The sequence below is a fragment of the Virgisporangium ochraceum genome (assembly GCF_016863655.1).
GTDB classification, from domain to species: Bacteria; Actinomycetota; Actinomycetes; order Mycobacteriales; family Micromonosporaceae; genus Virgisporangium; species Virgisporangium ochraceum.
Map to the genome: position 1 here is coordinate 177,797 of NZ_BOPH01000072.1, position 9,488 is coordinate 187,284.

Here is a 9,488-nt window from a genome sequence, read left to right on the forward strand (position 1 = left end):
AGCCGTCGCCTCGGTCCCGGCGTTTCTGCAAGGCTTCCAGCCATGAGCAGCGAAACCAAGATCCTGCTGGCGGAGTCGGAGCTTCCCCGCCGGTGGTACAACCTCGTCGCCGACCTGCCCAGCCCGCCGCCGCCGGTGCTGCACCCGGGCACGCTGCAGCCGGTGGGCCCGGACGATCTCGCACCGCTGTTCCCGATGAGCCTCATCGAGCAGGAGGTCACCGCCGAGCGGTACGTCGACATCCCCGAGGAGGTGCTCGACGTCTACCGGCTCTGGCGCCCGTCGCCGCTCTACCGCGCCCACCGCCTCGAAAAGGCGCTGGGCACCCCGGCGAAGATCTACTACAAGTACGAAGGGACGTCGCCGGCCGGCTCGCACAAGCCGAACACCGCCGTGCCCCAGGCCTACTACAACGCCGCGGCGAACATCAGGCGGCTCACCACCGAGACCGGCGCCGGCCAGTGGGGCACCGCGCTGGCGTTCGCCTGCGCGCAGTTCGGCCTCGAGTGCGAGGTCTGGCAGGTGCGGGCGAGCTACGACCAGAAGCCGTACCGCAAGATCATGATCGAGACGTTCGGCGGCACGATCCACCCGTCGCCGTCGACGCTGACCAAGGCCGGCCAGGCGGTGCTCGACGCCGACCCCGACTCCCCCGGCTCGCTCGGCATCGCGATCAGCGAGGCGGTCGAGGTCGCCGCCCAGCACTCCGACACCAACTACGCGCTGGGCAGCGTGCTCAACCACGTCCTCCTGCACCAGACCGTGATCGGCGAGGAGGCCCTCCTCCAGCTGGCGAAGGTGGGCGACACCCCGGACGTGATCGTCGGCTGCACCGGCGGCGGCTCCAACTTCGGCGGTCTGGCGTTCCCGTTCCTGCGGGAGAAGCTCGCCGGACGGATCGACCCGGTGATCCGCGCGGTCGAGCCGGCCGCCTGCCCGTCGCTGACCAGGGGCGTCTACGCCTACGACTTCGGTGACACCGCCGGCATGACGCCACTGATGAAGATGCACACGCTCGGCCACGACTTCGTGCCCGACCCGATCCACGCCGGTGGGCTGCGCTACCACGGCATGTCGCCGCTGATCTCGCACGTCTACGAGCTGGGGCTGATCGAGGCGGTCGCGAAGACGCAGACGGAGTGCTTCGAGGCCGGTATCCGGTTCGCCCGCACCGAGGGCATCGTGCCGGCGCCGGAGCCCACGCACGCGCTGGCCGCCTGCATCGAGGAGGCGTTGCGGTGCAGGGAGACGGGCGAGCCGAAGGTGATCCTCACGGCGCTGTGCGGCCACGGTCACCTCGACCTGGCCGCCTACGGCAACTACCTCAGCGGCGCCATGGACGACCGCGAGTTCTCCGCCGAGGATCTGAAGACCGCTAATCTCCCACGAGTCTGACCAGCTCCACCCGGGAGCGCACGCCCAGCCGCAGGTAGATGTTGCGCAGGTGGTATTCGACGGTGCGGCGGCTCAGGAACAGGCGGGCCGCCACCTCCTGGTTCGTCGCGCCGTCGGCCACCATGCGGGCGATCTGCAGCTGCTGCGCGGTCAGGTTGCCCTCGACCCGCACTCCGGCACCTTCGACGCCGCGCAGGGCGGCCGCGGCCCGGTCGCGCCACGGACCGACGTCGTAGACCTCGAACATCTCCAGCGCCGACCGCAGGTGCCGCCGCGCGCTGTCCTGGTGCGACGACCGCAGCCGCTCGCCGAACAGCAGCTCGGTGCGGGCCCGCTCGAACCCGGCGTCATGGAGACCGAGCGCGGCCTCGAAGTGCTCCGACGCCTCGGCGTCGTCGAAACAGGCCAGCGCCCGGTTCCGGGCGGCCAGCGCCAGCCATCCGCTGCTGCGCGTGCTGCTGGCCCACGGGTCGAACGCGTCGACGGCGCGCCGGGCCGCGACCCGGTCACCGCTGCGCGCCGCCGCCTCGATGTAGTGCGGCGCGGCGGCCACCCGGAGCACGAGGTCGCCGTCGGCCCGCACCACCGAGCGCAGCCGGCCCAGTGCCGGCGCCGCGTGCCCCTCGAACAGGTCGAGCGTGGCGAGTGCCCACTCGACCATCGAGGTCGCCCGCAGCCCGGCCCGCGGCCGCGACCGGACCTCGCGCACCCGCAGCTGGCAGGTGGGTCGGTCACCGGAGATCGCGGCGAGCACCGCGAGGGTGGCCAGGTTCGTCGTGACCAGGTCCTCCTGGCCGGTCTCGCGGGCCGCCCGCAGCCCTTCCAGCAGCATCGACGTGGCGGCCGGGTACCGGCCGAGCGCGAACTCGGCCACGGCCGCGAACTCCAGCGCCTGCGGCAGCACCGCCCGGTTGCCGGTGGAGCGGGCCACCTCGGCGGCCCGGGTCGCCAACCGGCCGGCGCGCACGTCGTCGCCGAGCAGGATCGCCGCGCCGCTCGCCGCGGTGAGCGCGGCGGCGTCGTCGAGGCTGGTCGCGAGCGCGAAGACCCGCTTCAGCGGTCCGACGGCCGCGCCGTGCCGGCCCTGGAACAGCGCGGCCTGCCCGGCGAACTGCTCGAAGACCAGCTCCACCGCGGGTGGCTCACCGGGCTGCCGCAGGGCGGCGACCCGTCGGGCGATCTCGGGGTACCGCGTGTAGTCACCGGCCGCACACGCCGCGACGCCGGCCCGTTGCAGGGCGGCCAGCGCCCGGTGCCGGTCGCGCTCGGTCAGCCGGGCGGCGGCCCGCAGCAGCGTCTTCGCGGCCGGCCGGGCGGCGCCGGCGGTCAGCTCGAGCTCACCGGCGAGGAACTCGGCCGTGCCCGACACCAGGTCGTTCGGCAGCCGGCTGAGCAGCGCCTTCGTGCGGTGCGGCTCGCCACCGAGCCAGGCCCGCTCGGCCGCCGCGACGAGCCGCCGCGCGGCCGCCTCCGGGTCGGGCGTCAGGGCGGCGGCCCGCTCCAGCGCGACCGACGCCGGCCCGTGGTCGCTGCCCGCGGTCCGTTCCAGCGCGGCGGCGAGCGTGGCGTCCGCGCCGGTCGAGGCCGCGGCCAGGTGCAGGTTGCGGCGCAGTTCCTTCCGGGACCCGGTGAGCACGCCGGCCAGCGTGCGGTGCACCGCGCGGCGGGTGGCCGGGTCGGCCTCGTGGTAGACGACGGTGCGCGCGAGGGGCTGCGGGAACACGACCTCCCCGCTGGTGATGGCGACGAGCCGCGCCCGTTCGGCGGGCTCCAGCCCGGTGACCTCGAGTCCGCTGGCGAGCGCGGCCCGGGTGAGCTCGGCCGCGTCGAGGTCCGGGTCGGCGGCGGCGAGCAGGAGCAGCCACCGGGTGTGACCGGGCAGCGTCGCGAGCCTCGCGCGGTAGTGCCGGCGCAGGTGGCTGTCGGGTGGCAGCGTCTGCGGGACGGCTCCGGTGAGCCGGGCGTGCCGGGCCAGGTCGACCAGTGCCCGCGGGTTGCCCTCGGCCACCGCGACGATCGCCGGGCCCAGGTCGGCTCCGGATTCGGGCAGGAGGTCGTCGATCACCTGGCGGCTGGCGTCGCGGTCGAGCGGGTCGAGGCGGTGGTGCGGCACGCCGGCCAGCACCGGCTCGGCGCCCTCGCACGTGACGATCACCGCCACCCGCTCGTGATCGAGCCGGCGGGCCAGGAAGCCGAGCACGTCGAGGGTGTCCCGGTCGAGGTCGTGCGCGTCGTCGACGCACAGCAGCAGCGGCTGCCGCGCGGTCCCGGCCCGCACCGCGCCGAGGAGGGCGATCGACCGGGCGTACGGGTCCAGGTTCCGGTCGCGCAGGCTGGTGAAGGGCGTGCTCACGCGGTCACCCGGAGAAAGCTCGACCACGGCGAAGTCGACGGCTTCCGACGCGGCGAACCGCAGGAGGGCGCTGCGGCCGATTCCCGGGTCACCATGGAGGAGCAGTGCGCCGCCGCGGCCCGCCGCGGCGCCGGCGAGGATGGCGGAAATCTCGTCCTTGGCGCCGGCCCGGCCACGGAGCATGATTTTCTGCACCGAGGATGCATTAATCATGCTTGACAGTGTTACGCGGATGTAACGAGATGGGAAGAGGCGAGATGAGCGAGGCTTTCCTGGTCACCGGGGTCCGGACGCCGATCGGCCGATACGGCGGCGCGCTTGCGCCGGTGCGCCCCGACGACCTGGCCGCTCACGCGATCCGCGCGTTGGTCGCGGCGCTGCCGGCCGTCGACTGGGCCGCGGTCGACGACGTGATCCTCGGCTGCGCCAATCAGGCCGGTGAGGACAACCGCAACGTGGCCCGGATGGCTCTTCTGCTGGGCGGGCTGCCCGATCACGTTCCGGGTTCGACCGTGAACCGTCTGTGCGGGTCGGGGCTCGACGCGGTCGCGTCCGCGGCGCGCATGGTCCGCACCGGGGAGGCCGACCTGGTCGTCGCCGGCGGGGTGGAGAGCATGAGCCGGGCACCGTTCGTGATGCCGAAGGCCACGTCGGCGTATGCCCGCGGCCCGGAGATCTACGACACGACGTTGGGCTGGCGCCTGGTCAACCCCCTGATGCGTGACGGGTGGGGCACCGACTCGATGGGCGAGACGGCCGAGAACGTGGCTGCCGAGTTCGGGATCTCCCGCGCCGACCAGGACGAGTTCGCGTTCCGGTCGCAGCAGCGGGCCGCGAAGGCCCAGGCCGGTGGCCGCTTCGACGCCGAGATCTCGCCGGTTGCGGTGCCCGTCAAGCGCGGCGACCCGGTCCTCGTGGGGCGCGACGAGCATCCCCGCGAGACGTCCCTCTCGAAGCTGGCGTCCCTGTCCACGCCGTTCCGCTCGGGCGGCTCGGTGACGGCCGGCAACTCGTCGGGCGTGAACGACGGTGCGGCCGCGGTGCTGGTCGCGAGCGCGGCCGCGGTGGAGCGCTACGGGCTGTCACCGCTTGCGCGGATCGAGGCCGCGGCGACCGCGGGCGTCCCACCCCGGATCATGGGCATGGGACCGGCACCCGCGACCCGCAAGCTCCTCGCCCGCACGGGCCTCTCGGTCGCGGACCTCGACGTCGTCGAGCTGAACGAGGCCTTCGCCGCCCAGGCCCTGGCGGTGCTGCGCGACCTGGGCCTCCCCGACGACGCTGAGCACGTCAACCCCAACGGCGGCGCGATCGCGCTGGGCCATCCGTTGGGCATGAGCGGCGCCCGGCTGGCCCTGACCGCGGCGCTGGAACTGGCGAACCGCGACGCGGGCACGGCGCTGTGCACGATGTGCATCGGCGTCGGCCAGGGCATCTCGGTCCTCCTCCGCCGCTGACGGCGGTGCGCCGCACACCCTCGGGCACCCCGGCACCACCGCGACGGGTCAGGCGACCGCGAGATCGCGTTCTATCGCGGCGGCCGCCGCCCGCAGCGGGGGGACCAGCTTGCGGCGGATTCCGTCGAGCGTCGTCCGGCTCGCGTGCACCGACACGTTGATCGCCGCCACGGTGAGCCCGGAGCGGTCGCGCACCGGGGCGGCCACCGACCGGAGCCCGGCTTCCAACTCCTGGTCGACGATCGCCCAGCCCTGGGCGCGCACGCGGTCGAGCTCGGCGCCCAGGTCGGCCGCCGACGTGATGGTGCGGGGCGCCAGCTTCGACAGCGTGACCCGGTCGAGGTACGCGGACAGCTCCGCCGCCGGCAGCGCCGCCAGCAGGACCCGGCCCATGGACGTGGCGTACGCGGGGAACCGGGTGCCCACGTTGATCGCCACGGTCATGATGCGCGCCGTGGGCACCCGCGCGACGTAGATGATGTCGTCACCGTCGAGGACCGACATCGACGACGACTCGTGCACCTCGGCGACCAGCCGTTCCAGGTGGGGTGCGGCCACCTCGGGCAGCGACAGGCTGCTGAGGTACGCGTAGCCGAGTTCGAGCACCCGCGGCGTCAGCCGGAACAGCCGCCCGTCGGTGCGCACGTACCCCAGGTCGGCCAGGGTCAGGAGGAAGCGGCGGGCGGCGGCCCTGGTGAGGTCGCAGTGCCGGGCGACCTCGCTGAGCGTCAGCTCCGGCCGCTGGGCGTCGAAGGCGCGGATCACGGCCAGCCCCCGCTCCAGGGACTGGACGAAGTGCGCGTCGCGCTCAGCCATCGCCGTCGTCTGCCGACAGCACCCGCCGCGCGACCGCGAACGCCGAGTTCGCCGCCGGCACCCCCGCGTACACGGCGGTGTGCAGGAGCACCTCGGAGATCTCCGCCTCGCTGAGCCCGTTGCGCAGCGCGGCCCGCACGTGCAGGGCCAGCTCCTCGGTCCGGCCCAGCCCGGCGAGCAGCGCGAGCGTGATCATGCTCCGCGACCGCCGGTCGAGGCCGTCGCGCGCCCACACCTCGCCCCACGCCGTCTTCGTGATGAACTCCTGGAACGGTGCGGTGAACGCGTCACCCGCCGCCCGCGACACGTGCTCGTCGCCGAGGACCTCGCGGCGCACCGCCATCCCGCGCTCGTACGCGTCGGAAGTCATGCGTCCTCCAGGAACCGCAGCATGAGGCCGGACACCGTGTCGGGTCGTTCGAGGCACGCGAGGTGCGCCGCGTCCGCGATGGTCTCGAACCGCGCCGCCGGGACCGCCGTCGCGATCTCGCGGCCGCGGTCGGGCGGGCTCGCGGGGTCGGCGGCGCCGGACACCACCAGCGTCGCCGCCGAGATGGAACCCAACAGTGGACCCACGTCAGCGTGCTCCAGCACCCCGCAGCACCCGGCGTAGCCTTCGGCGGGCGTCGCCGCGATCATCGCGCGGGCCGCGGCCACCAGGTACGGCGGCGCCTCGGACGTGAACCACCGCGCGACGACCGCGTCGGCGACGGCCGCCGTACCCGAGGACCGCACCAGCGCGGCCCGCTCGACCCAGCCCGAGGCGGGCGCGAACCGCGACGCGGTGCAGATCAGCATGAGCCGGCGCACCCGCGACGGCGCGTACGCCGCCAGCCACATCGCCTGCACGCCACCGAGCGACACCCCCGCCACGTGCGCCGACCCGATCTCCAGCGAGTCGAGCAGCGCGAGCACGTCGGCACCGAGGTCGTCGAGGCTGTACGGCCCGGGCGGCACCGGCGAGCCGCCGTGCCCCCGGGTGTCGCACCGGATCACGGTGAACCGCTCGGACAGCGCCGCGACCTGACCGTCCCACATCGACATGTCGCTGCCGAGCGAGTTGAGCAGCAGCAGCGGCGGCCCCTGACCGGTGACCGAGTGGTTCAGCGGCACCGGCTCCGGCAGCCGCGCCCGGAGCTGGCGGTCGATCAGCTCCTCCGCGCTGCCGAGGTAGTTCCGCGGGTCGAGGCGCGCCTCGGGCGCGTACCGCTCGACCAGCTCGGCGAGCGGACCGGTGTTCTCCCGGATCAGCCGGCGCGACTCACCGCGCCCGACATGCGATGCCAGCACGTTCCCGGCCCACTCCGCCATCAACGCGTCGACGTTGTCGTCGACGGTCGACCGCATCCGGTCGGCGTGCACGACGAGGTTGTCGAGGCAGTCGCGCAGCCAGTACGCGGCCGACCCGGTGGCCTCCAGCAGCGACCGGAGCGGCCGCCACTCCGCGTGCCACGACCCGGCCGCCCGCTGGAACTCGTGCGGCATCGCGGCCAGCAGCGTCGCGACGAGCCCGGGCGCCTGCGCCGCTCCGGCGGCGGCGGCCACCGCGGCGACCGGGTTGCGCTTGTGCGGCATCGTCGACGACCCGCCCCGGTCCTGCCCGTCGCTCAGCTCACCGAACGAGCCGTACAGCGTGACGTCGCGCGCGATCTTCCCGACGGCGCCGGCCACCCCACCCAGCGCACCGGCGATCTCCGCGATCCGCACCCGGTCGGTGTGCCACGGCGCGACCGGCACGGCCAGGCCCAGCTCCGCGGCGAGCGCCTCGAGCACGCCGACCCCGAAGTCGTCGAACGCGGCCAGGGTGCCGGCCGCGCCGCCGAACTGCACCGCGAGGCGCTCGGAGACGACCCGCGACAACGACCGCGACGCCTCGTGCAGCGCCGTCGCCCACCCCGCCGCCACGAGACCGAACGTGGTGGGCAGCGCCGGCTGCAGCAACGTGCGTCCACTGAGGACGGTGCGGCGGTGCGCGGCCGCCAGCTCCGCCGCACGCGTACCGGCCGCCGCGAGATCGGCCAGGATCAGCCGGGCGGCCGTGCGCACGACGAGCATCGCGGCCGTGTCGACGACGTCCTGGCTCGTCGCTCCCTTGTGGACGTACGGCGCGATGTCGTCGGGCAGCGCCGACCGCAGCGCGCGCACCAGCGGCTCGGCGGGATTGCCGGTGGCGGCCGCACCCTCGGCGACGACCGACGGGTCGACCCCCGCGGCGCACGCCGCCCGGATCGCCTCGGCGGCGGGCACCGGTATCAGCCCCAGCCGCGCCTCCACTGTGGACAGTGCCGCCTCGACCGCGAGCATCGCCCGCAACCAGGCCGGCCCGGCCACGGCCTCGGCCACCGGACCGGCGGCGAGCACCGCCGAGAACGGGTCAGATGGCGAAGAAGACGGTTTCATCGGTGCCCTGCAACCGCACGTCGAACCGGTACCGGCGGTCGCCCTCGGGCACCGCGAGAAGCGTCGACCGGCGGTCGGCCGGCACCGTGGACAGCACCGGGTCGACGGCGTTCGCCGCCTCCTCGTCGCCGAAGTAGATGCGCGTGACCACGCGGTTCAGCAGCCCCCGGGCGAACACCGAGACGTCGATGTGCGGCGCCTGCGGCGCACCGTCGGCGGCCGGCACCGACCCCGGCTTGCGGGTGACGATGCGGTACGTGCCGTCGGGCTCGGTGGGGCAGCGCCCGAAGCCGCGGAAGTCACTGACCTTTTCGCGCGGGTCGTCGGGGTGGTTGAAGTAGCCGTCGGGGTCGGCCTGCCACGTCTCGACGAGCGCGTCGGGCACCGGCGCCCCGTTCCCGTCGGTGACCACACCCTCGATGACGATCGCGTCGGCGTCGGACTCGTCGACCACGTACGGCCCATCGGGCCAGGGCAGCCCGATCGACAGGAACGGCCCGACGGTCTGCGACGGCGTCAGCCCCGTCATGGCCGGTTCTCCATCGGCGTGGCGTCGCGACCGCGGAGCACGATGTCCCACTCGAAGCCCAGCGCGTACGCCTCCTCGGTCGCGTCGAGGTCGAAGCGGGCCGTCATCCGCGCCCGCGCGTGCGGGTCGCGGACCGAATGCATGATCGGGTCGTGCGGGAACAGCGGGTCGTCGGGGAAGTACATCTGCGTCACCAGCCGCTGCGTGAACGCCCGCCCGAACAACGAGAAGTGGATGTGCGCCGGCCGCCACGCGTTGGTGTGGTTGCCCCACGGGTACGCACCCGGCCGGATCGTGAGGAACCGGTACCGGCCCTCCGCGTCGGTGAGCACCCGGCCGGCACCGGTGAAGTGCGGGTCGAGCGGCGCGTCGTGCTGGTCGGCCTTGTGCAGGTACCGGCCGGCGGCGTTGGCCTGCCAGACCTCGACCAGCGTGTGCGGCACCGGACGGCCGTCCTCGTCGACGACCCGGCCGTGGACGATGATCCGCTGGCCCTGCGCCTCGCCCACGACGGACCCGCCGCTCCAGTGGCGGGGGG

Annotated in this window: 8 protein-coding genes; 2 read left to right on the forward strand and 6 right to left on the reverse strand. The window is 74.3% G+C overall.

What is annotated here, in order from left to right; translation table 11 throughout:
* Window positions 1-42: 42 nt before the first annotated feature.
* Window positions 43-1,395, forward strand: a complete 1,353-nt coding sequence (locus Voc01_RS25220; protein ID WP_203930005.1) for a TrpB-like pyridoxal phosphate-dependent enzyme — start codon at window positions 43-45, stop codon at window positions 1,393-1,395.
* On the opposite strand, the gene Voc01_RS25225 is transcribed toward Voc01_RS25220, so the two are convergent.
* Entirely contained in the window at window positions 1,376-3,961 is a 2,586-nt protein-coding gene (locus Voc01_RS25225) for a helix-turn-helix transcriptional regulator (RefSeq protein WP_203930006.1), read from the reverse strand. The genes Voc01_RS25220 and Voc01_RS25225 overlap by 20 nt on opposite strands.
* A gap of 44 nt (window positions 3,962-4,005) precedes the next feature.
* Here Voc01_RS25225 and pcaF point away from each other — a divergent pair, with 44 nt between their 5' ends.
* Window positions 4,006-5,205, forward strand: a complete 1,200-nt coding sequence (gene pcaF, locus Voc01_RS25230; RefSeq protein ID WP_203930007.1) for a 3-oxoadipyl-CoA thiolase — start codon at window positions 4,006-4,008, stop codon at window positions 5,203-5,205.
* A 48-nt stretch (window positions 5,206-5,253) separates the two neighbouring features.
* On the opposite strand, the gene Voc01_RS25235 is transcribed toward pcaF, so the two are convergent.
* The 5 genes from Voc01_RS25235 to pcaH form a co-directional block, all read right to left on the reverse strand.
* Entirely contained in the window at window positions 5,254-6,021 is a 768-nt protein-coding gene (locus tag Voc01_RS25235; RefSeq protein WP_203930008.1) for an IclR family transcriptional regulator domain-containing protein, read from the reverse strand.
* Complete coding sequence (gene pcaC, locus Voc01_RS25240) at window positions 6,014-6,391, reverse strand: 4-carboxymuconolactone decarboxylase (RefSeq protein WP_203930009.1); 378 nt, start codon at window positions 6,389-6,391, stop codon at window positions 6,014-6,016. The genes Voc01_RS25235 and pcaC overlap by 8 nt, the downstream gene beginning before the upstream one ends.
* Window positions 6,388-8,421, reverse strand: coding sequence for a 3-oxoadipate enol-lactonase (gene pcaD, locus Voc01_RS25245; protein ID WP_203930010.1), 2,034 nt, complete (start codon window positions 8,419-8,421; stop codon window positions 6,388-6,390). Before pcaD ends, pcaC begins: the two co-directional genes overlap by 4 nt.
* Window positions 8,396-8,950 carry a protocatechuate 3,4-dioxygenase subunit alpha gene (pcaG, locus tag Voc01_RS25250; protein WP_203930011.1) on the reverse strand — a complete coding sequence of 185 codons (555 nt, stop codon included), beginning with the start codon at window positions 8,948-8,950 and terminating at the stop codon, window positions 8,396-8,398. The genes pcaD and pcaG overlap by 26 nt, the downstream gene beginning before the upstream one ends.
* The coding region (pcaH, locus tag Voc01_RS25255) for a protocatechuate 3,4-dioxygenase subunit beta (RefSeq protein ID WP_203930012.1) at window positions 8,947-9,488 on the reverse strand (542 nt) is incomplete at its 5' end. The genes pcaH and pcaG, both read right to left, overlap by 4 nt.